Genomic DNA, 21,485 nt, shown 5'->3' with positions numbered 1-21,485 from the left:
TCGAACTTAATCTCAGGTATAAGAATTGCGGATTTTTCCCCCGATCCATAGGGGGTTCTAGATTTAACATAAGTCGCAGTTATACAGCGTTTGCACTCTCGCGATCCGAAGCAGCAATTCGTTCAGAATGCGACACATGACCGAATTGAGCCCAAAGTTTCACTAGTCGGTTCGCAGTTTTGAGAGCATGGGGCAAGAGACATTCCCGCTGTCACAGTTGGCTGTGAGTTCGTTCAGCGCTGCTTCCAATCGCTTCAGCTCGTTTATCTTTTCACGCACATTGAAGATATGAAGCTCAGCCAGCTCTTTTACGGATCGGCAATCTTCTCCGTCGCCTTCGGACAGGCTGAGAAGCGTCTTTGTATCGGCTAGTGGAAAGCCCAAATCACGGCATTTTTTCAGGAAACGAAGCCTTCCAACATCGTGCGCGGAGTACATCCGCCGGTTATTCGGTGCCCGTTCTGGCTTGGGCACGATCCCTTCGCGTTCGTAGTAGCGGATCGTTTCAATGCCGACACCGCTTTGCCGGGATGCTTCCCCAATCGCAAACATGTGAGTTTTCCCGTCTTGATCCTGTAGCGACTACAGAAGTTATACGAGAAGCAGTCACTTCGACAACTCCAACTAATCAAGGGAATGAGATGCAAAAGTACCTTAGCATCAGCTATCTGGGATCACTGTCAGCACTTGGCGTCGCGACTTGCTGCGTACTGCCCATGACAATGATGTTGCTGGGACTAGGAGGCAGTTGGCTGGCCATTTTCGGAAAGATCGCGGCGGCAAGCTACTACGTATTGGCGATTTCGACGGCGCTTGTCGCTATATCGTGGCTTGTATCTTATCAGCGCGGTTCCCTAACAAAGTTGAAATGGTGGCTTTCAGGGACGACCGCAATCACAGGCTTGGCTTGGGTCGTCGTCTTCAACGAGGCCCGGATCAACGATTACCTGATAATGCAGATGTGAAACAATGACAGAGCAAACTGTAGTGCTTGAAAGCACCCTGATGTGCCCGACATGCGGTCACAGCGAAACCGAAATAATGCCGACGGATGCTTGCCAGTGGTTCTATGAATGCAAGTCTTGCGCAGCGGTCTTGAAGCCGTTGGAAGGGGACTGTTGTGTCTACTGCTCCTATGCCACGGTGCCTTGCCCGCCGATCCAGAATGGCGATAGTTGTTGCGGATGACAAAGTCTGCTTTGGTCCGCAGAGCGGTTATTTGGACGATTTGCTGTGAAAGCCCGCTTTGAGCCGATATTGTTGAAAAACTCGAAAATCCGGGAGGCCCCGATATTCTGCGAACGGGCACTCAATCCGAAAAGTCCACTGCTGATACCGATGACGGGCATTTCGGTGCCCACTGGTGGCCAGCGCCAGATTTTGGCCGCCCCCCCCTCAGCTGAAAACTCCCGTCGACCTTGTCGGGCCAGTTTCTGACCCGAGTTTACGCAAATTGGGGGTTTTCAACAATATCAGCCCAAAGTTGCCAGCGGTGCTCAGGGCGCGAAGGTCTGCGATGCGCAGAAAGCGGACTTTGCAAAGTCGAGAATAAAGGCCCGTCGTGGACGTTCCATCGCTGTCCTGAGGTTACCCGGTATCGGTCGGGTGACTGTTGTTACAGTACGTTTAGAAGCTTTGAATACCCAGCGTTTAAAACAAGAGCCGCAAGCGTCCCTGTTATCATCGCTGGTATGCCCTGCTTCCAAGTATCGAACACTAGATGGCAGAATATCGCTCCGACAGATGTGCAGAGCAACGCAAGTGCTCCTAGCGGCCCGATCCACGACGATTGAAACCAGATGGCAATTGCCCCGAAAAGTTCCCCGCATCCGACGATGAACATGATCTGCCTGTTGAGGCCGTAGCTTTCGAACATGCCCAACTGGATTTCAAAGACCTTCTTTTGCCACCCAAAAATCTTGATGGATGAAGCAAAGAGAAAAAATGCAGATAGAAGACCGACGGCGATGTTCAGGAGCAATGCTAGTCCTTCCGGTTTGATTTCTTGTAGGCTGCCGGAGATACGCCCGTCCATTTTCGAAATGCTCTGGAGAAGGCGGTTGGGTCGGCATAGCCAAGCCTTTGCGTTGTCTCGCCGACGGATTTATTGTCTTTTGCCAGCAGGCGTTCGGCTTCTTCCTGCTTAATGCGCGCGATAACTTGGGACGCCGTTTGACCGTAAGGTTCCAGCCGGTTGTTCAGTGTTTCCTGATGAAAGCCGCAAAGGTCCGCAAGCTCATCCACACCAAATCCTGAATCCGCAAGATGGACCCTGATTAGGCCTTTCAGTCCCGCAAGGAAATCCTGCGGGGCGGCCAGATCTTCATCCATAACCCTGTAGTCTGGGGGGTTTTCCAGTGCCTCTGGTCGTAGTCTGTAACTTAACCAGCTGGAGGGAAACCTGATCGAAAAACCTTGAGGATTGCACTTGATTGCCCGAACGCCGTGAAACTGACCGGGCAGCGCATCCGGGTCACTGACGCGAAGAATGACCTGGTTGGGGTCCCACCTGAAATCCAGGACACGGTGCAACAGGGATATCCATATACTCGTCAGAAACGCATCGGTTTGGCTGGGAGAAACCGAAATTTGGAAGTTCCTTTTGGCACTGAAATACGCGTGCTCTCCTTCAACAAAGAGGGATTGCGTAACGGCATTGGATTCCTTGGAAACCGCTTGTGTGAACCTGGTAAAAAAGTCTCCCAATGTAAGGGCTTCTGCCAGCATATCGCCGAGCGGGAGAAATTTGACAAGGTCAACGGATTGCCCGACCTGTGCGCAAAAATCCGGTGAAGTGGCTTCTGCCACGGCCTGATAGATCTGGTATACGGTATCGTGGCGCAGGAAATTCTTCGGGTCCATTACCTGTGCTTCGTTCAACCCCAGCGGATCAAGAACAAACGCGGGTTCGACCCCCACACTGCGAAGCGCTGCGACAACCGGGCCCGCAACTGAAGCCCTGACGAGTGGTAGCGACTGATCCGTGTTATTACCAAGTCTTCTTGTCATCTCTTCTCCAGAAATTCGCAATATTCCCGAGTGTAGGAAATTCCCACAATAAAATTATGAAACCTTGCAGTTTCCCAAAACTATTTTTCTCGAACCGGTAATCCGTCAAGCATCAAGTTATTCGAATTCTATAATGACTCCTAATTGTGCCTTTTGCGATTCTTGATGATAGGAGCCCTGATGAACGGATGTCTGATGCGCATACTTGTGCCCGCAGTACTGGCTGCGAGCCATCTGTTTCCAACTCATGCCGCTTCACAGGAAGAAAGTTTCCCGATCCTTTTCACAAATGTTCATGTCTTTGACGGGGTGAACGAGGCGCGGATCGAGAACGCAAATGTTTTGGTCGTCGATAACCTGATCGCCGAGGTCTCGACTGAGCCGCTTGTCGTTGCCAATGCGCAAATCATCGACGGCGGTGGGCGCACACTGATGCCCGGAATGCATGATCAACACGTGCATCTTACCGTGTTCAACCCTCTCAGCGATGGTTTGCGCCAGAATATCACACCCTTTCATCTTGGCGGCGTCGCGACAATTCGGTCTGAACGCATCCTGATGAATGGGTTCACCACTGTCCGGGACCTAGGCGGACCAGCAAAATCCATCGCTCGCATTATAGATTCCGGCATGTTTCCCGGGCCGCGCATTTACTCCTCTGAAGCCTTCATCACCCAGACATCCGGGCACGCGGACTTCCGTAAACTGAACGACCGGCATCCCACACTGTCTGGGCAAGGACCATCACATTGGGTCGAAAGTGAAATGAGCTTTATAGCCGATGGGCCGGATCAGATCCGGATGGCCGTACGCGAGAACCTGCGCCGCGGGGCAACCCAGATCAAAATTATGGTCAGCGGCGGTGTTACGTCCGAGTTCGACCCCCTGCATTCGCTTCAGTACCAAGCCGATGAAATCCAGATGGCAGTCAAAACCGCCGAACAGTGGGGCACATATGTGACCTGCCATGTGTTCACTGAACAGGCGATCCGAAACTGTATCGACAATGGCGCGAAGACCGTCGAACACATCCCGTTTCTGACTCCGGATGTGGCCGAGGTCATGGTTCAAAAACAGATCATGTTTGCGACCGCCGTGGCTCCGGTCTACTCGGTCTCCACCGAGCAGGCCGAAGCATTTTACACACCAGCGTCGTTTGCGAAGTGGAAGACGGTGCGGGATGCCGCGGCCAACATGATTGAAGTAATTCAAACCACGCCAGGCATGATCGACCTCTATACCCTGGGCACTGACCTCATCAACAACTGGGACCAAACGCTAGAGCAGGACAAGAAGATGAGCGACGAGTTCAAATACCTGCTTGAAGCGAATTTCACACCCTTCGACATATTGCGCATCGCAACTTCAAACGGCGCGCGCATGAACCGTCTTACTGGTTTGAACAATCCTTATCAGGACGGCCCGCTGGGTGTGGTCGAAGTGGGTGCATACGCCGATCTTCTATTGGTCGATGGGAACCCGCTGGAGGACATCCTGCTGCTGTCCGATCCCGACACCAATCTGAAGATCATCATGAAGGATGGCGTGATCTACAAGAACACACTCGACTGAGTGTCGCGTGGGGTGAACTTACCTCGGCGCCCCGCGCACTAAATTTTAAGGGAGAGAAGGACATGAATATTTCGACAAAGACGGGTGCCGTCGCGAGCCTGGTTTTTTTCACGGCCACTGCCGCGTTTGCGCAGGACACCCTGCCACAAACCCTGTTCACCAACGTCCATGTCTTTGACGGAGTAAATGAGGCGCGGATCGAGAACGCCAGCGTTTTGGTTGAAGGCAACTTGATCAAAGAAGTGTCCACCGAGGCCATCGACGCCCCTGGCGCGACGGTTGTGGATGGAGGTGGTCGCACATTGATGCCGGGGCTGATCGACAGCCACGTCCACCTGAACCTAACCGGTCTGTTCACAAGCTTTGGCGGCGCGGAATATGCGAATTGGGACGGCGTCGGCGCGATGGCAGTCGCAAACGCGCGTGATTACCTTATGGATGGGTACACAACGGTTCGCGATGCCTGTGGCCAAGGCGATGCGATGAAAAAGCTGATCGATCAGGATATTCTTGTCGGGCCACGGATTTACCCGAGCGGTGCGTGCATCGGTCCACAATCTGGTCACACGGACTGGCGCAGCCCTCGTGCCCGGGCTGAAGGTGGCCCCGTCGCACAGGTGGAAGAACTCAATCTCGCGGTCGTTGCAGACGGCGTAGACGAAATTAGAACGGCCGCGCGCCGAAACCTCAGCTATGGGGCCACGCAAATCAAGCTAACCGTCGGCGGCGGAGTTTCCTCGGAATTGGACCCGCTTTGGTCCGTTGGATACAGCGTGGAAGAAATAAAGGCAGCGGTCGACGTTGCGGCTTTTTTTGACACTTACGCCTTTACGCATGCATACACAGACGAAACTGTCCAAATGGCACTGGATGCGGGCGTCAAGGTCATTGAACACGGCCAGATGGTCACAGAAGAAACCGTGAAACGAATGGCTGATGAAGGGATATTCTGGTCCCTCAACACCGCCGGGTTCTCACCGATCCTGTTTGAGCACCCCAACTTTGCACCGGGTACGCCAGCAGGCATCAAGCTTGCGGTTGCACATGACCAAAGCAAGGATCTCATCGCGCTTGTCAAGAAATACAAACCCAAGGTCGTGCACAACGTTGATACAGTACTGTCAACGCTCGATCAGGGCCGTGCCCATCGCGATTTCGAAAAGTACCAGTTTGCTGATTGGTTCGGCAATCATGCCATGCTGGTCTCCGCTACGTCGACCGCGGGCGAACTTGCGCAGCTGACTGGCCAACGTAATCCTTATCCAGAGCAGTTGGGGGTGATCCAGGCAGGAGCCTATGCCGATATCCTGATCGTCGATGGCAACCCGCTTGAAGATCTTTCTGTCTTGGGGGCCCAACCGAAATGGTTTGACGCGGATCCGCGTGAAGAAGGTTTCGACACCATCCGTGTCATCATGAAGGACGGCAAGTTCTACAAGAATACGCTGGAATAATCGGAAAGTAGGGTGGTCTATCTTTGATAACCCCACACGTCGGCCAAGAAATCTTCCCTGAAAGGAAAGACTGTGAAACATCTCAGCCTTGGAATCTTTATGGCGATCCGTGGTTCAATTGCCGCCGCTGAGGACGCCGAAAGCATGCGTACGTTTTTGTTCATTGGCACGTCCAATAGCACCGCTTGGGAAATGCAGATCGCCAATCCGGGGGATCGCGGAGCCTCGGTGAAGGGCGGGATCGAAGCGCTCGGCGGAGAGCTTTTGAGCTATTACTGGGGGCTTGGAAATGGGAAGAACTACATCACCGTTTCCCTGCCAGACGATCCAACCTTTATCCAGGCCTTCTATGTCAGCCGCCTCGGCGACGGCTTGTTGGATGACTACCAGATGATCGAATTGATGAGCAGCGCCGACATGGCTGTTGCGCTGGAACGTGTTCCCGAAATCAAAGCTGTGGATGACGTAAAGTGATTGGAGGTTTGTCGCACCAGAGGTCGTACCTTCCACCACGACCGACCCTTGCCATTGCATTATTGAGCGCCTTTTCACTATTTGGCGGTGCTGCTGATGCCCTGGAAAATTCTGCTCAGGCGAAACTGGAGGCCGCAGCCCAGGTATCGTTGGGTGGTCCGGGATCAGCCAGCGCGCAGCAGGAGCAAGACAGGTTGCGCCGGCTGGAAGATTCGCGTTGGCCCGGTTTGGACCGTGCCATTGATCCAGCCGAGACCGCTTTGGGTCGATTTCGGGAAAACACCGGACTGGCGCTCAGTTTTGACTATCAAGCGCTATACCAGCGCAGCTCTCACAGCCTGACCGGGCAGGACGAATCTGCATCTGGTCAGCTCAGGATGATCGGGACGTGGGAATTTGCAAACCGGGGTGGTGAAAACCCGGGTAGCCTTGTCTTTATTCTGGAGAACCGACACCGGTTGGGCCAGTCCATTGCACCTTCAGCGCTGCCTGCGCAAATTGGATATCAAGGGGCAACTGCGGTCACGTTTGGGGACACAAACACGACCTTGTCGGTAGCTTACTGGCAACAAGCCTTCGCAAACGGACGCGGAGGAGTGGTGGCGGGTCGGATCGATCCGGGCGACTACTCTGACATTCTGGGTTACGTGAACCCACGAACGACCTTTTCGAACTATTCAATCCTGTTTAGCCCGGTGCTGCCAATCCCCGATCCCGGCTTTGGTGTCACGGTCGGCGGCTATCTGACGGATCAGATTTACGCGTTAGGGGTGGTCAGCGATGCCAATGGGTCTCTCACAGACATTGAGTGGTTTTCCGGGGGTAGCGAATTCTACAAATACGCCGAGATCGGCTGGACGCCCGAAAAATCAAAACGATTTCTGACAAACGTTCATCTGGGGATGTTTCACACGGATGCGCGCCGACAAGTTGGCGTACCGGAAACATATGGAGCCACACTTTCTGCCAACCATACATTCGACAACCAACTGATGATTTTCGGACGGCTGGGATGGTCCAATGGCGGGGGTGCGCTGGCCAGGCGTGCCGTCAACGCAGGCTTGATGTGGCGACCTGGCACCTACGATGATCTCCTTGGCATAGCGGCCACTGTTGCCGACCTGACGACACCAGGATTGGCCAATCAAACGACACTTGAAGCTTTCTACCGTTTGGACCTGGCCGACAATCTGGCACTGACGGCAGACGTGCAATACCTGAAAAATCCCGGATCAAACTCGAACGACCCGCTGGTCTTGGGACTGAGACTGAGGGTCAATCTTTGATGAATGCCGGGTAGCAGTTTCCGTTCGGGCTTCATTTTGGCCGGAACGGGCGGGGGCGGCAAGTGAGTGGGCCGCCCCCAACTATTTTTGATGGCAGACCTTTTCGGTCTCCTTATGATCTCTTCAGTCTTTATGTGGGAGCTTTAGTGTCATGGCGCGATACATCTACGGTTTTGTTATTTTGCTCTTTGCGGCGGCGGTATCGACTTCTAACGCTGGTCCAGCGTACGCACAGAACGCGACGAGTGAACAGGAACCTGCTGAGGTACAGCAAGAAGATCTCTTAACTCAGGTTGCCGACAAATCAATTTCTGCCGGTGACCTGGAGATACTGCTTGTTCCGCTGACGACTGATGAGCTTTCGGAAATTGCTGTTGCCTGGCAAGACCATGTCCGCAATCAACTTGAAGAAATTGCCCGTATCAATCTTAGCCTTCAGGCCGGAAACGAAGCGCAAGAAGACGACCTGAGATCACAGCTTTCTTTGATAAACGATACTGGCACTGTAATTTTGGATAATTACGCTCTGGTCTTAAACGAATGGGCCCTAAAGGGCGCCGCCGAAGAAGACCTGAGACCGCATACCGATTATGTCTTAGCGCTCAAAACTGGCGTGCTTAAAACAACGGATTTACAGACGTTATTTCACAACGCTCTCCAATGGTTGGTTTCCTGGGAGGGAGGTGCTGGTCTTCTATTGGCTGGGCTGGGTGTTTTGGCAGCTGTTTGGGTCATGATGTTTGTCGCCAAAATGGTGCGTCGTTTATCTGAGCGCGGCCTTGAAAAGATACCTACAATTTCGCGGATGCTTAAGAGATTCATTGCGACCGCAGTGTTTTGGGCAGTCTTTATTCTCGGCATTCTGGTTGTACTTGCCTTGTTTGGTGTGAACGTCACTCCTTTGTTTGCAATATTTGGTGGTTTGTCTTTCATTCTTGGCTTTGCGCTTCAGGAAACGCTAGGCAATCTCGCCAGCGGTCTGATGATCATGGTTTTAAAGCCATTCGATACCGGAGACTATATTCAGGTTGGCGGGTCATCTGGTTTTGTTGACGAGATGTCGGTCGTTTCGACAAAAATCCGAACCTTCGACAATCAGATCATCATTGTGCCGAATAGTAAGATCTGGGGTGACGTAATCACAAATGTCAGCGCATCTGATGAGCGTCGCGTCGATCTGGTTTTTGGGATCGCGTATTCAGACAACGCTGCTCACGCAATCGATGTTCTGAAGGAATTGGTCGCAAGACATGAACTATGCCTGAAGTCGCCTGATCCAGAAATATTTGTTGGTGAACTTGGCGACAATTCAGTCAATATCTTTTGTCGACCGTGGTCCAAGTCTGACGACTATTGGACTGTCTATTGGGACCTCACAGGACAAGCCAAGGAGCGGTTTGACCAAGAGGGAATATCAATACCGTTCCCGCAGCGCGATGTTCACCTGATCCCAGTGGAAGGAGTAAAGACATGAGAGCATTAGTAATATGGATGATGTCCTTTCTGCTTCTTTGCAGTGTAGCCTCGGCCCAGTCAGAAGAAGTTTTGCTGCCACAGCAGGAGCGAGAAGATCCCGAATTCATAGCACCGGTCATTGTCGACGGGGATGAGCTTTTTGTCGTCCGCGGATCCAGCGCATTGCCCGCAACGGACAGGGCCGCAAAGATTGAAGAAAGAATTGCTCAAGTTGCTGATAGATCAGAGAGCAAAACGGTCGACATCCAAATCTCCCGGGCTGAATTTGGACAACTCGTACGCGTCGACGGCCATATGGTCACTATTACCACTCAGGCTGATGCCGACCACGAACAGATGGACATTGAAGTTCTGGCCGGGCTGCAAGCAGAGGCCATCGAAAATGCCATTTTAAAGTACCGGGAAGCGCGATCCAGCGAAGGCCGCGTTGACAGCGCCTTGGCCGCTGTTGCTTGGACGGCGTTGTTTGCAGTGGTGTCATACTTCTTCTTTGCCAAACGGAAGAAGTTTCTGGGCTACGTCAGAAACAACTTGGAAAAGAGAGCGGAAAGCGTCGAGGAAGCTACAAAGTCAATCCTACGAAGCAGGGCAATCGCGTCTATCATCGTTTATTCAATTCATGCTTTGATGTGGGTGCTGTTTCTGTTTTTTCTCTATTACTACCTGTCCTTGGTTTTGCTGTCTTTCGCGGAAACCCAGGCCATCGCTCAAATTCTTCTAAAGTACGTTAGTGAGCCATTGATAAATGTTGTGCTGGCTGTCGTTGGGTACATCCCAAACCTGATCATGCTGGTGATTATTGCAGCCTTATGTCGATTTGCGATCCGCGGCCTCGATCTGTTCTTTGACAACCTGGAGAACGGTGCATTCGAAATCAAAGATTTCGAGGCGCACTGGATCGCGCCAACGAACATGCTGTTCAGGGCTTTGATCATCGTGATCGCACTGGTGTTCGCCTACCCATACATTCCGGGCTCAGGTTCCCGGGCGTTTCAAGGCCTGACAATTCTTGCCGGTATCATGGTCTCGTTGGGATCTAACACAGTTGTATCGAACATGATGGCAGGTCTGTTTGTCATCTATCGGCGCAGCACGAATGTTGGTGATCGAATAATGGTTGGCGACAAGATAGGGGACGTAACCGAAATCAAGCTTATGGAAACACTTATCAAATCCATCAAAAACGAAATGATCAGTATTCCAAACGCTCAGTTGTTGAACTCAGAGGTCGTGAATTATTCGCGCAAAGTCGATGGTCGAGGCCTTCTCGTGCACACGACGGTCGGGATCGGGTACGAGGAGCCGCCAAAAAAAATCACGGCAATGTTGATAGAGGCGGCTCATCGCACACAGAGTTTGAAGAAAAACCCGGAGCCCTTTGTACTTTGGACACAGTTGGCTGACTATGCCATCAATTACGAAATTAACGCATACACATCTCGAGGATCGAGTTTGCCTAAGATTCTGTCTGATCTACACCAAAACATCGTGGAAGTGTTCAACGAGAACGGTACGCAAATTATGACACCGTCCTACATGGCTGACCCGCCAAGTCCTAAGATTCCCACTGAGGAATGGGATGGAAAGCTTGCTCATATAGCGGAGTAAAAGAATACCAAGTCCACTCTGGGTCTACTAAACCCCGCCCTTGCAGGTTGTCGGATTAGTTTGATTGATCCAGAGCAATGGGTAGGATTAATGCAATAGTTTTCAGAACGTTTTGGGGTTCCAGATGATCAATTGGACATTTACCGCAATAGTAACGCTTCTCGCGAGTGGCGCTGTTGCCGCTGGTATGGAGCCGTGGGGTGAGTCCGGCGACTGGAAAATTTTGATCGACTCCGAGAAAGGAAATGGCTGCCTCGCGTGGAAGCCTTTCGAAGACGACATGACAATTGAAATTGGCGTCGCACCCAATCAGGCTGGCGGTTTCTTCGCCGCCTATAATCCGGCCTGGGTTCAGATTGAGGACGGGTCGACCGGCATCGTGAACTTCGATTTTGGTGACGCAAAGTTTGAAGGCGAAGCCGTAGGTGTTTTTAAAAATGGCGTCCCCGGGGGGTATGCCTTTTTCGACAACCCTGCGTTTGTAACCGAATTCGGGAAACGCCAAAGCGTCATGATAATTGGTGAAAGTGGGACCGAAGTAGAACTTGATCTGAGTGGGTCTTCAAAAGCCATCGAGGCCGTTTTGGCGTGTCAGGCAGAACAGCCTGAACCACTCAAGAACTAGGTCGTGACCGACTATTGCAGTTGAGTTATGTCTGGCACGCACGGTTGCCTGTTTGCTGGCATCGCATCAGCGCCTTCCGGAGCCTTGTTTCTAGATCCACCCACATCCAACTTGAAATTCGGTGACGAAAGTTGGCCAGTCACGTCAAACGGCCACGCGCTACGGGATAGCGGTTTGCCTACACGACGAGGTTCCGCCCTGATCCCAATAGTGTCTTTGACCCAATCCACTTGGCCCTTGGCCACCAATTGAACAGAACCCGTTTCAACCACGATGGAGTCTGAGCTTACCCGGCCGGCTTCGATGTTAATTGGTGCCACAACGCATGTTATGTCCGTGTAACCTTGACGGAGTTCCTCTGAGAACAGCCAAGGGAAAATACCAAGGCCTGCCAACTCCAGAAGGCTGGTGCTGACATAGCCTTGTGACATCGACAAAGAAGCATTGCCGCGCATGGAATTCACAAACGCTTTGCCAGACGCGGTACTGCCCGAAACGTTAAATTCACCACTCAAACGTCCATAGGCATCTATCCCGATACCCAGTTCTTCGAGAATCTCTCCGAATTCCCATCCTGAAGTTGACCCCGACAAGGAGAGCCAATCAGGTGAGTCAATCAGATTCATCACTGCCCTTAGGCTGAAGTTTCCACCGCCATATGTCATCTTGAGCGGGCCAAAATCTACGGTTCCTTCTTTTGCAGACAATTGGCTGGAAACAGAAGTTACGCCTTGTTGGCCAACAATCTCCTTAAAGTCGATTTGTACCTCGACGTCAGCCTCTCTCAGTACGCGCCGCACATCCAGAAGATCGGCAGGCTTTCCTTTCTCCTTTGGTAAAACCAGGGGCTGTACGTTGGTTTCCTTCGGTAGAACCAAGGGCTGTACGTCGGCTTCAAGATCTTTTGAAGCGTCGCCTACCAAGCTCTTAAGCTGGTCCAACGTGGCGGTCAGGTTTTTTAGATCGTTCAAATCGAGCCTTTTACTCGCAACGTTTCCGCGAATTACAGAAGCGCCCTCCGGAAATTTTGCATCCAAAGCGGCCAGAAGGTGTGACGAACCGGCTTCAAACTCGATTGAGGCGGTGAAGTCCTCGCCCTGCTTCGACGTCACTGCATCGACGGCAAGTGCGCCAATCTCGACAGGTTGCAATTTGAGCGCAGTCAGAAAACTAGCTCCGTCGCTGACATCCAGTTCCACGTCAAAATCAAGGCCTGACAGCCCTTTCAATTCGCTGACCGATAGCGCGAGGTCAAGCGCCCAAAGATCTGTGCCATAGGTGGTTGCGTTAAACCTGTTGAGCGAAACAGGCCCTCCTTCATTGGACAAGCTGAAGTCGGCATTTATGCCACCGAGCTGATCGACAAAATCTTCATCCATATTTGGCAAAATCAATTTGGCCGGCCCGTTGAGTGTGCCATCGAAGGTCACGTCCTGAAGCTGAAGCAGGTCGAGAATTTCGCCGTCGGCCTTTAGAATTGGGTCCTCAATGGGTCCAGCCTGTAAGGCGATGCCCAGCATCGCAAGCCGACCATCGGGCATGCGGCGAATGCGTTCAATAGAGGCTGGCCCGATTACGTCCAGGCCTTGGTCAAATGCGTTAGTTTGGAACAGAAGTTTCTCGAACTCGAAAGATGCAAGTGAGCCCACCATGTGCATTTCAAAGGCTGTGAACTTCAGCTCCTGGAAACTCTTTGCTGCGTTCGGCGGCTGCCCCTCAGGATAAAGCCGCGCGTCGAATAACAGATCAACGCCCCGAGCTGTGTAGAAGTCTTCTATCGATCCTTCTGCTGTAAGTTGCTGTCCGTCCTCAAGGTTTACGGTGGTCGTAAAGGTCTCGATTTTCAGAGCATCCTGAGAAACAAGCTCTGCTTGCAACTGGCCATTCCCTTCCAGAACTCGCTCCAGCCCAATGACTTCAAGAAAGTCACCGAACTCACCAGTGTCCATCTGCAAGATGGCACGATAGCCGCCTCCCTCGCTTTCCGAAAATGGTTTGCCGTCGTAGCTCACCGTCATTTCGCCAAAATTTGCGCGCGTCGTAAACGGTGCGCTATGAGGATAGTCACCCTCGATTTCGAAACTTTGACTGTTGACGGAGCCGGACCCAGAGACCTTTGTTCTTTGCCCTTCGTCTACCTGTTCCAGAGCGAGAGACTGGAGGTCAAACACGAAAGAAAAGCCAGAGGTTTGATCATCAATGTTCAACCCAATGGATGTGAAAGCTACATTCTTGTCGCTCAGGAATGAGAGGATCCCGCTACCTTCTGGGTCGCCCTCATTGGACCCGCCTGTCTCAGCTATAGCCTCTTGATTGTCCTCTTCCGTGGCGTTTTCGGGTTCAGCTTTAGGCGTCGGTCGGCCTATTCGCCAACTTGTAGTGCCGTCAGCAGCTGTAAGGAAATTCGCCTGGAGACCGTCAACGACGAGGTTGTCAAAGTGCAGACGTCGATTGGCCAAAGCAGCAACATCCAATTCCAGTTCCAGAAGGTTCAATTCTGCAAGAGATGTTTCCGGCATTGTTTGGCTCGGGATAACCACACCACCGACGTAAATGTGGGTAATGCGTCCAAGCGCGACACTTACATCGTCATTAACCACAATCGGTTGTCCGATTTGTTCAGAAAGGACTTTTTCGACCAGGTCACGTCGCATCTCCGAGAATAGCGGCGCAGCAAGTAGCAACCAAACAAGTGTGATTGTTGCAAACACAAGTAGTACGACAATCCCAATTGTTCTAAACAGCCAAGTCCTCATGCATCCCCCTGTCGTCGCCTACGCCGTTTTGTCTATCTTCAATTCGGCGTTCGCCAATCTGCTGGACTAGATGGGCACATAATTCGGTTCGCGCGCGCCGCGCATTTCGTGCTCATCGGTCCAAAGCTGCCAGGATACGGGCATCCCGTTCGTATGGGTCCTCGCGGAAATGAACGACCCCGTCTTCGACCCACGCTGTCCAGTATGTCAAAAGAACTGGCATTGGCTCAGGTAGATCAACGCGCGTCGTCTTTCCGCTATCCAAAATAGACTGCATCTTCTTTCGGCTCCAATCTGGCTCTCCCTCCATCAGAAGGCTCGCGAACTCGAACGGATACTCAAGGCGAACGCAGCCGGAACTGAGATTTCTCTCGTTTCGGTCAAAAAGGGTTTTGTCGTTTGTGTCGTGCAAGTATACACTATATTTGTTTGGAAACATGAACTTAACCAAACCCAGCGCATTGTCTGGGCCCGGTTGCTGAACCAGGGTCACGCCGGGGTTCTTCGCCCCCCAGTTTACAGCGTTTGCGGGGATTGTCTGGCCATCCTTGTTCCGAACGACATAGTTGTTGCGTGTCAGATAGGCAGGATCCTTGCGGATGCGCGAAAGTTTGTCTTTACGAAAAATCGAGGCGGGAACGGTCCAGGTGGGATTGAATTCCATATACTTGATTTCGTCTCGGAACACTGGGGTCTTTCGATAGGCTGACCCTGTGATTGATCTAGTGGTCCAAAGCGTGCCATCCGATGTGACTAAATATGTGCGGGCTCCTGCAATGTTCACCAGCACGAATTCGTCGTCGACTTCCCGCATAAGCCAGCGGCCACGTTCCAAGCTGAGACGCAGCTTGTTAATTCGATCTTCCACCGGTTTGTTTAGCGATGCGAACGTCTTACCGCCAATGACCCCATCGGCTTCTAATCCATGCCGACTCTGAAAAGATTTGACTAATTTCACCAAGTTATCGTCGTAAACCCAAGCTGTGTTTATGCCATTTTCACCATTTTCAGAAGAACCGCTTGTTTCAACGAAGCCTTCTGCCGCCAGCCTTTCGCGCAGCTTAGCGACAGCAGGGTCCACCATCTCTGGTTTAAGAACGGTTTCATCCGGAACATTGGTCCAACCGCCCTGTAAAGCAATGGCCCTATACTTACTCAGTGCTTCGACAAGCATCATATACTGCGCATTGTCGATATCGATGCGTTCGATTAAAGCGCTAAAACCTTCACCTTGAAGAAACTGATTTAGGACAACGGCTGGGTCTTGTTGAATTACCGGTTTTGAGAAGTTCCAATCGTCGTCCAGTGCATTTGGGTCGACTTTCCCAAACACCAAATGATGAACCAGTTTCACAGCAGCGTCAGTTGCCAGAATATCGAACAATGCTTGATTAGAGACATCCCCACTTTGGGCGGCCTTAAATGCGGCTTGAAGCTCAGCTAAGTCAAAATCTTCCGGTCTGAAGCCCTGTTCTATTGCACTATCCAACTCATCAAAGAGTTCGTCTGACAATTCATCGCGTGTCCACGCAGGAGTGAAGTCCCTCTCTTCGTAGAAACGCGGCACTAGGATTTCAGCATCCAAGCTCTTTCTGTCAGGTAGCGTGCTACTCACGTCCAACTTGGCACCGAGTAGAGAAGCAATCTGCTCTGATATCTCGTTTGCGACACTTGGGTTGGGGAATATTGTTACCAATGCAATTAGCGAAATCGCGACTAACGACTTACCGTGACCCACCAATACCTCCTGCAGCTTCGCGCTATATGCTGTCTCTATGTGGGAGGATACTCATACATAATGTATAATCAAATCGTAATTTATGATTTTGGTGTGGCCATTTGATTGGAGGGTTCGAGAGCTGTGTGAATATGCAGGGGATTGACGCTGAACGTCCAAACGATCCTGTGGACGAGGCGGCCCTGTTGAATCTACTGTCATTGCAGTATCGACAGAGTTGGGCGGGTTATGGCGACATTTGTATTGGTCCATGGAGCGTGGCAAGGGGGATGGTGCTGGGCTCGCGTAGCCGCCCTTCTGCGCAGGGACGGCCACGACGTTTTCACCCCGACACTGACAGGGTTGGGTGAACGTGCTCACCTCGTGAGTGACGAAACCGATCTGGCCATGCATATCGAAGATGTCCTGGGGGTAATCAGGTGCGAAGAACTCTCAGACATTGTTTTGTGTGGTCATAGCTATGGCGGCATGGTTGTCACCGGAGTCGCGGATAGAGCGCCCGGCCACATTCGCTCACTTGTGTACCTCGATGCGCTCGTACCGGGCGATGGGCAGGCGGCCTTGGATGTTTTGCCTGCGGATATCGCGGCAGGGCTTCGTGATGGTGCCGCCGATGGTAAAGTCGCGCCGGGCCCAGCGGAGGCTTTTTCGGTGAATGGAGCAGACTGTGCGTGGGTGGACCGCCGAAACGTCGCGCAACCACTCAAGACATTTGAGCAACCGATGCAACTGGTGAGCGGCGGAGCCGAGGTGGTAAAGCGGACCTACATCTATGCCACCGGCTGGGTCCCAGGGCTTGGCCAACCGTTTTTTGAGCGATACCAGCATCAGTCGGGGTGGACAGCGATTTCGGTGCCATTCGGGCACTACGTGATGATCGATAGGCCTGAAGACTTGGCCCGAATTCTAATGTCCGCAATTTGAACGTGGCCGCCGATTCCTGCACGAGTTGGCAGACAGCGAAATCGCCCGTATTAGAATGGTTATTGCTTCCATTCCGATTGTCCTACTTCAACCACCGCTTCGGGGGAAGATGTGCCGCAGCGCCGCAGGTTGTCCCGCGTCTCAACTGATCAACTGGCATTGATCTCAATGCACCAGCTTCGGGCGGCTCCTGACCGTACAGCTGGAATTGTAAAGTTCGGTTTTTGTATGTCCGCTTAGGGCTGGTAGCGGCCTATAGCGCACATTTTAGAAAACGCTGGCACTGACCCTTGCTAGACCTGCTTTGGGGCGAGTTTGTTCCACTCATCGGCGGTCATGCTTTTTCGCGTTAGCTGGTCCTCTGAGGCGAGCTGAGCTGCTTTGAGTAGGAGAAAGGCCACCGTGATGGCGTCTACCTCGCTGCGTTTCTCGAATTCTTCAGTCGTTTCATTGGGCCTTTCTTCTGGCATTCCTATTCCCCTCTGTATCTGGGCTTTCGGGCAATTGGCTAACTTTGCATATTACCTAGTAGCTCTAGGAAAGCCAGTTCCCGGGCGTGCGAGCGCTTCACAAGGAGAGGCTTTAATTCTGCAAACAAGCTCGTCCTCCAGCGCGAGTAGTTTGCATTGGTGCAGAAGGACGGGAGACCAGCTCCGTCTCCTTATTTTCGTTTTGTTGGGTGTCATCTGGTGACCCATCCTGCTCATCGTCAGACGTTGCTTCAATCTCCCGTACAGCCAACTCGGCAATTTTTCGAACCAGATATGCGCGGAACAGTCGAACGTCTGTTTCGGACGGCTGGGCTGACGCTGCTGCATCGATTGAAAGGTCGAACTTTCTCATCAGTTCTTGAGCGGGGAGATCATCCCTCTGAAGATCGCGCTTGCCTTACATCTGAAGACCTTTGTTACGCGCTGGTGCGTTGGATCGTCGATATCTATCACAATACGCCCCATTCCGGATTGGGGGCGCGCACCCCTCTGGAGCAATGGAGAACCGGCCACGATGCAGGGAACTATCCTTTGCGAGCAGCACCGCATGAGAAGCACCAGAGGCTTGCTTTTGGAGCTCGCCTCTGTCGCAAAGTCAGTAAGAATGGTGTCACCGTACTTGGTGTTTGCTACCATTTTGAGGGACTTGCCGCTTGGTTCACTCGGTATGGTAACGCTGAAGTCGAAGTGCGGTGGCTACCAGACGATATTGGTTCCATCGAAGTGCGGCTTGGTGACATCTGGGAGACGGTCCAAGCAAGCCATTGTGGGTTTTCTGGCGTACACGCGCAAGTTTGGATGGAGGCGCGACGCAGCCTCCGCACGAAAGACCAAAAGGCGCTCAAATGGCGAGATCGTGTGGTCTTCGAAGCAATCGATGCGATCAATATGATGAACCAGTAGCGCTCGCTGGAATTCGGTCTGATTTCGCAAAACTGGTCCCCTGAACGGGTCAAAAACCTCGAAGATTCCCTCTTTGTCGGGTTCAACGTTTCATCCACGGGTAATTCGACCAACCCACCTACTGACGGCTACGGAGAAATTATCTCTCCAATCGAAATTGATGAGGTGCAAGGTCCGTTGGCTGGCGACGCCCAACGGGCAGAAGAACCGGCTCCACGGCCAACCTGGAAAATCACAAAAGGCGATGAACGATGACTGAAGCCGAGAATGCTATGAAGTTCAAGTCCCTGATGGAACTGCGAACTTACCACGTAGAAACTGACCGGGATAAGCAGATTCTGCGGCAACTCAACCGCCTTCTGGAGCGCGATGAACAGGGTAACTGCTTGCCGCGAGCTGTGCGGTTTACCGGCAACCTTGAAACACGTGGCATCGCAATCATCGAAGCTGCCGGGGGCGGGAAAACAACGGCCGTCAACCGTGCTTTGTCGCGACACCCTGCGCTTCAAGACAAGCAAGGCGAGGATTGGCCGCGTTATCTCAGAATCCAGGTGCCAAGCCCGGCCTCGCTAAAGAGCTTAGGGCGCGCTGTTTTGACTGCAACCGGCTTGAATCACGTGGCCGCCAGTACAACCGCTTGGGAAATCTGGCACATTGCGCGTCATCGGCTGACTCTCCTCGATATCGTAGTGCTCTGGTTCGACGAGGCGCAGGACATGTTCCTTTCGGGTTCCGCCCGCGAAATCGATGACATGCTCAAGATGCTCAAAACCCTGATGCAAAACGATTCCGCCGTAATCCCGATCCTCAGCGGGACCGAGAGGCTTGCAGAAATCACCAGCTACGATCCACAAGTGAACCGCCGCTTTACGAAGGTCGTGCCAGCCCCACTCGCGCCGGGTCTGGACGATGGAAACTTGCTGCACCTCATCGAGTTCTTCTCCGGCGAGATTGGCTTGCATGTTGAAGCCGACAATTCACTTGCTGGCCGATTGATTCACGCAAGCCGACGACGATTTGGGCGGGCGGTGGAAACCATTCTTAACGCGATTGAATGCGCCGTTGAAGAAAACGCTTCCGAACTGACTGTGATGCACTTTGCCCAAGCTTGGGGAATGCAGGAGGGGTGTCAGTGGGAGCAGAATGTTTTAGTGTCTCCAAACTGGGCATCCATTGAACTCGACGCCGGTGCCGAAGATTTTGAGGCAGCACGCACAGTTCGACAACAGCGCCAGGTAGGATGGAAATAGCTCATGATGTTGCGCTCTGTTCTGCCCCTAATGCCCGACGAAAGTGTTGTGTCCTGGGTACGCCGCATCGGGTTGTTTCATTGTGGTTTGGAAGCATCAGAATTTTTGAAGCTCATCGGAGTGCCGCAACTTGATTTGATCTCAGGAAAGCGTCAGGCGCACGAACGCCTGGTCGAGGTTACCGGCGTTCCCATGAATGTGTTGGCTTTGGGCGCATTCGAAAAAGTGTCTGACCGACTGTTTCAGTTCAAGAAGGAACAGTTTTATCGCGAGTTCTTGGATCTGGGCTGCATGCAGTTCTGCCCCGCCTGCATGTTGTCCGACATCGAAAATGCAGTAAGTGACCTAAGCCTTGGTTTCCTGCGGATCAACTGGGCATTTGCCCCCATCCGAACTTGTGCCATCCATAACTTGCCTCTCGTCAAGAAGCAGGCTGAAAAAGCCTGGGATATCATTCGAGATTACACGAATGTCGCCGGTGACCGGAGCATGCTAGAGCAATACTTGAGCGCGTCCAAACCAAGATCCCCATCGCGGCTGCAACTCTATGTCAATGCTCGGTTTGAGAGTGCCGAAGGTAATCACTGGATGGATTCTCAGCAGATTGATTTGGCCTCCCGAGCGACCGAGATGCTGGGTGCATGCATCGAATTCGGACCCAATGTATCTCTGTCTAACCTTACCGAAGATGACTGGGATACTGCTGGTCGAGTCGGGTTTGAGTTCACCTCGCGTGGGAAGAATGGAATTTACGATGGGCTCGACTTAATCTATCGGCGCCCACGGAAAAAGCCTATTTGCTTCGCCCGAAGGGAACGTTTGGCAGGCTTTATGAATGGGTTCGGTTCAAGAAGAACGAAAAGCCCGTCGGACCCATTCGAGATGTGCTTCGCGACTTCGTTTTGGATCGGTTCCACGTACCGGCCGGAACAAATCTACTTGGTACGGTAGTGGATCGGCCCCGACGGCATACTGTGGCATCGCTGTCAGCCAAATACAGATTGAACCATGGAACAACGGCACTAGCGCTACGAAAGTCAGGTCTTCTGCCTCTTGCCTGCGAGGACGCTGATGAACGGAGAACCTTGCCCGCCGAGCTCGCTGAACCTCTCATTGAAAAGCTGATCCGGGCCATTCCGGTCGCCAAGATTCCGCATCATATCGGATGTTCCCGCCCTCAGGCCGCCCTATTGCTAAAGAGCGGTATTCTAAGATCGGTCATTCAAGATGATGGCGACGCCAGTGGGCGTCACAAGGGCGTCGACGTGAATGACCTTAGTAAACTAATCGCAGCGATGCGCCGGTCTGGTCGCTCAGTCGCTAAACCAAGCGAAGGTATGTCAAACATTGGTGATACAGCAGGCGCTCTGAAAGCACCCACTATGGAAGTCTTGTCTTTGCTACTAGATGGACACCTTCAAAAAGTAGAGCTTCTACCAGAGCAGCTCAAGTTTCAATCAGTACTCGTCAACCTCGAAAAAGTCGCTCTCTTGATTGGGGCAAAGTCCGGGCGGGCGGGGCTTACCGTCTCTCAGGCCGCGCTAAAGCTAGGGGGCATCGCGGATACCGTACGGTTCTTATTGCAATCAAAGGATCCGGATGGCCAGCTCGCCTTGGAAGCCTGTGGACAAGTTCGCCATATGGGGGTCATGCGCGAACTGGTAGACTACAAAAGCCTGCGCAAGTTTGAGAGCCGCTTCCGAAAACTCTCAACAATTGACGGATATTGGAATCGTGAGCCCGAACGCCAACGCAACAAATTGGCCGCCAAGGGTCTTAGACCTGTTTGGGACCCAGAGATTGCTGGTGCCGAGTTCTATCGAATCTCCGACCTCTGACGACAAAACCTACAGATTTTCGACCTAGACCGCTCTTTTGAGCGGTTTTTTTTGTGGCAAGTGACTTATTTCGGTGGGCGG

The 21,485-nt window shown here is 52.4% G+C and carries 20 protein-coding genes; 14 read left to right on the top strand and 6 right to left on the bottom strand.

The window, feature by feature from the left end; all coding sequences use genetic code 11:
* Positions 1 to 162 precede the first annotated feature (162 nt).
* A complete protein-coding gene (locus DK510_RS18425; protein ID WP_010438583.1) occupies positions 163 to 552 on the bottom strand; it encodes a MerR family transcriptional regulator in 390 nt (129 codons plus the stop codon).
* Between the two features lie 89 nt (positions 553 to 641).
* Here DK510_RS18425 and DK510_RS18420 point away from each other — a divergent pair, with 89 nt between their 5' ends.
* Both DK510_RS18420 and DK510_RS23375 read left to right on the top strand, forming a co-directional pair.
* Positions 642 to 965: a hypothetical protein gene (locus DK510_RS18420; protein WP_109313321.1), complete on the top strand. Its 324-nt coding sequence runs from the start codon at positions 642 to 644 to the stop codon at positions 963 to 965.
* A gap of 4 nt (positions 966 to 969) precedes the next feature.
* A complete protein-coding gene (locus DK510_RS23375) occupies positions 970 to 1,188 on the top strand; it encodes a GDCCVxC domain-containing (seleno)protein (protein WP_109313320.1) in 219 nt (72 codons plus the stop codon).
* Positions 1,189 to 1,615: 427 nt separating this feature from the next.
* On the opposite strand, the gene DK510_RS18410 is transcribed toward DK510_RS23375, so the two are convergent.
* Both DK510_RS18410 and DK510_RS18405 read right to left on the bottom strand, forming a co-directional pair.
* Complete coding sequence (locus DK510_RS18410; RefSeq protein WP_109313319.1) at positions 1,616 to 2,035, bottom strand: DoxX family protein; 420 nt, start codon at positions 2,033 to 2,035, stop codon at positions 1,616 to 1,618.
* Positions 1,984 to 3,009 (bottom strand): AraC family transcriptional regulator, encoded by a 1,026-nt coding sequence (locus tag DK510_RS18405; protein ID WP_109313318.1) that lies wholly within the window; start codon positions 3,007 to 3,009, stop codon positions 1,984 to 1,986. Before DK510_RS18405 ends, DK510_RS18410 begins: the two co-directional genes overlap by 52 nt.
* 180 nt (positions 3,010 to 3,189) lie before the next feature.
* On the opposite strand from DK510_RS18405, the gene DK510_RS18400 reads away from it, so the two are divergent.
* The 7 genes from DK510_RS18400 to DK510_RS18370 all read left to right on the top strand — a co-directional run bounded on the left by DK510_RS18400 (position 3,190) and on the right by DK510_RS18370 (position 11,504).
* On the top strand, positions 3,190 to 4,581 hold the full coding sequence (locus DK510_RS18400) for an amidohydrolase family protein (protein WP_160116565.1): 1,392 nt from the start codon (positions 3,190 to 3,192) through the stop codon (positions 4,579 to 4,581).
* Between the two features lie 62 nt (positions 4,582 to 4,643).
* On the top strand, positions 4,644 to 6,035 hold the full coding sequence (locus DK510_RS18395; RefSeq protein ID WP_109313316.1) for an amidohydrolase family protein: 1,392 nt from the start codon (positions 4,644 to 4,646) through the stop codon (positions 6,033 to 6,035).
* A gap of 72 nt (positions 6,036 to 6,107) precedes the next feature.
* Positions 6,108 to 6,509 (top strand): hypothetical protein, encoded by a 402-nt coding sequence (locus DK510_RS18390; RefSeq protein ID WP_160116564.1) that lies wholly within the window; start codon positions 6,108 to 6,110, stop codon positions 6,507 to 6,509.
* A gap of 62 nt (positions 6,510 to 6,571) precedes the next feature.
* The gene (locus DK510_RS18385) at positions 6,572 to 7,795 is read left to right on the top strand and encodes a carbohydrate porin (RefSeq protein WP_109313314.1); all 1,224 of its coding nucleotides are present in this window, start codon (positions 6,572 to 6,574) and stop codon (positions 7,793 to 7,795) included.
* 151 nt (positions 7,796 to 7,946) lie between these two features.
* Positions 7,947 to 9,269, top strand: coding sequence for a mechanosensitive ion channel family protein (locus DK510_RS18380; protein ID WP_109313313.1), 1,323 nt, complete (start codon positions 7,947 to 7,949; stop codon positions 9,267 to 9,269).
* Positions 9,266 to 10,879 carry a mechanosensitive ion channel family protein gene (locus tag DK510_RS18375; RefSeq protein ID WP_234999139.1) on the top strand — a complete coding sequence of 538 codons (1,614 nt, stop codon included), beginning with the start codon at positions 9,266 to 9,268 and terminating at the stop codon, positions 10,877 to 10,879. Before DK510_RS18380 ends, DK510_RS18375 begins: the two co-directional genes overlap by 4 nt.
* A gap of 124 nt (positions 10,880 to 11,003) precedes the next feature.
* Entirely contained in the window at positions 11,004 to 11,504 is a 501-nt protein-coding gene (locus DK510_RS18370; RefSeq protein WP_109313311.1) for a hypothetical protein, read from the top strand.
* Between the two features lie 11 nt (positions 11,505 to 11,515).
* Here DK510_RS18370 and DK510_RS18365 read toward each other — a convergent pair whose 3' ends face one another.
* Both DK510_RS18365 and DK510_RS18360 read right to left on the bottom strand, forming a co-directional pair.
* Complete coding sequence (locus DK510_RS18365) at positions 11,516 to 14,260, bottom strand: AsmA-like C-terminal region-containing protein (RefSeq protein ID WP_109313310.1); 2,745 nt, start codon at positions 14,258 to 14,260, stop codon at positions 11,516 to 11,518.
* A gap of 112 nt (positions 14,261 to 14,372) precedes the next feature.
* Positions 14,373 to 15,998: a murein L,D-transpeptidase gene (locus tag DK510_RS18360; RefSeq protein WP_234999137.1), complete on the bottom strand. Its 1,626-nt coding sequence runs from the start codon at positions 15,996 to 15,998 to the stop codon at positions 14,373 to 14,375.
* Between the two features lie 228 nt (positions 15,999 to 16,226).
* Here DK510_RS18360 and DK510_RS18355 point away from each other — a divergent pair, with 228 nt between their 5' ends.
* The gene (locus DK510_RS18355; protein WP_109313308.1) at positions 16,227 to 16,922 is read left to right on the top strand and encodes an alpha/beta fold hydrolase; all 696 of its coding nucleotides are present in this window, start codon (positions 16,227 to 16,229) and stop codon (positions 16,920 to 16,922) included.
* A gap of 293 nt (positions 16,923 to 17,215) precedes the next feature.
* On the opposite strand, the gene DK510_RS22870 is transcribed toward DK510_RS18355, so the two are convergent.
* A complete protein-coding gene (locus tag DK510_RS22870; RefSeq protein ID WP_160116563.1) occupies positions 17,216 to 17,392 on the bottom strand; it encodes a hypothetical protein in 177 nt (58 codons plus the stop codon).
* 219 nt (positions 17,393 to 17,611) lie between these two features.
* Here DK510_RS22870 and DK510_RS18350 point away from each other — a divergent pair, with 219 nt between their 5' ends.
* The 4 genes from DK510_RS18350 (at position 17,612) to DK510_RS18335 (ending at position 21,404) form a co-directional block, all read left to right on the top strand.
* The gene (locus tag DK510_RS18350) at positions 17,612 to 18,316 is read left to right on the top strand and encodes a Mu transposase C-terminal domain-containing protein (RefSeq protein WP_160116562.1); all 705 of its coding nucleotides are present in this window, start codon (positions 17,612 to 17,614) and stop codon (positions 18,314 to 18,316) included.
* Positions 18,317 to 18,567: 251 nt separating this feature from the next.
* Positions 18,568 to 19,566, top strand: coding sequence for a TniB family NTP-binding protein (locus DK510_RS18345; RefSeq protein ID WP_109313306.1), 999 nt, complete (start codon positions 18,568 to 18,570; stop codon positions 19,564 to 19,566).
* 3 nt (positions 19,567 to 19,569) lie between these two features.
* Positions 19,570 to 20,517 (top strand): TniQ family protein, encoded by a 948-nt coding sequence (locus tag DK510_RS18340; RefSeq protein ID WP_109313305.1) that lies wholly within the window; start codon positions 19,570 to 19,572, stop codon positions 20,515 to 20,517.
* Positions 20,518 to 20,651: 134 nt separating this feature from the next.
* Entirely contained in the window at positions 20,652 to 21,404 is a 753-nt protein-coding gene (locus tag DK510_RS18335; RefSeq protein ID WP_109313304.1) for a hypothetical protein, read from the top strand.
* Positions 21,405 to 21,485: the final 81 nt, after the last annotated feature.

It is taken from the genome of Ruegeria sp. AU67 (genome assembly GCF_900312795.1).
GTDB lineage: Bacteria > Pseudomonadota > Alphaproteobacteria > Rhodobacterales > Rhodobacteraceae > Ruegeria > Ruegeria atlantica.
Note: the sequence above shows the minus strand (reverse complement) of the source record. Positions and strands in the feature narration are given on the sequence as shown.

What these genes read in the sequence shown, in the direction of transcription:
- DK510_RS18340 (WP_109313305.1), top strand. Translation starts at nt 19,570, where the DNA reads ATGATGTTGCGCTCTGTTCTGCCCCTAATGCCCGACGAAAGTGTTGTG.
- DK510_RS18410 (WP_109313319.1), bottom strand. Translation starts at nt 2,035, where the DNA reads ATGGACGGGCGTATCTCCGGCAGCCTACAAGAAATCAAACCGGAAGGA.
- DK510_RS18370 (WP_109313311.1), top strand. Translation starts at nt 11,004, where the DNA reads ATGATCAATTGGACATTTACCGCAATAGTAACGCTTCTCGCGAGTGGC.
- DK510_RS18425 (WP_010438583.1), bottom strand. Translation starts at nt 552, where the DNA reads ATGTTTGCGATTGGGGAAGCATCCCGGCAAAGCGGTGTCGGCATTGAA.
- DK510_RS18380 (WP_109313313.1), top strand. Translation starts at nt 7,947, where the DNA reads ATGGCGCGATACATCTACGGTTTTGTTATTTTGCTCTTTGCGGCGGCG.
- DK510_RS18405 (WP_109313318.1), bottom strand. Translation starts at nt 3,009, where the DNA reads ATGACAAGAAGACTTGGTAATAACACGGATCAGTCGCTACCACTCGTC.
- DK510_RS23375 (WP_109313320.1), top strand. Translation starts at nt 970, where the DNA reads ATGACAGAGCAAACTGTAGTGCTTGAAAGCACCCTGATGTGCCCGACA.
- DK510_RS18345 (WP_109313306.1), top strand. Translation starts at nt 18,568, where the DNA reads ATGACTGAAGCCGAGAATGCTATGAAGTTCAAGTCCCTGATGGAACTG.
- DK510_RS18365 (WP_109313310.1), bottom strand. Translation starts at nt 14,260, where the DNA reads ATGAGGACTTGGCTGTTTAGAACAATTGGGATTGTCGTACTACTTGTG.
- DK510_RS18395 (WP_109313316.1), top strand. Translation starts at nt 4,644, where the DNA reads ATGAATATTTCGACAAAGACGGGTGCCGTCGCGAGCCTGGTTTTTTTC.
- DK510_RS18375 (WP_234999139.1), top strand. Translation starts at nt 9,266, where the DNA reads ATGAGAGCATTAGTAATATGGATGATGTCCTTTCTGCTTCTTTGCAGT.
- DK510_RS18420 (WP_109313321.1), top strand. Translation starts at nt 642, where the DNA reads ATGCAAAAGTACCTTAGCATCAGCTATCTGGGATCACTGTCAGCACTT.
- DK510_RS22870 (WP_160116563.1), bottom strand. Translation starts at nt 17,392, where the DNA reads ATGCCAGAAGAAAGGCCCAATGAAACGACTGAAGAATTCGAGAAACGC.
- DK510_RS18355 (WP_109313308.1), top strand. Translation starts at nt 16,227, where the DNA reads ATGGCGACATTTGTATTGGTCCATGGAGCGTGGCAAGGGGGATGGTGC.
- DK510_RS18400 (WP_160116565.1), top strand. Translation starts at nt 3,190, where the DNA reads ATGAACGGATGTCTGATGCGCATACTTGTGCCCGCAGTACTGGCTGCG.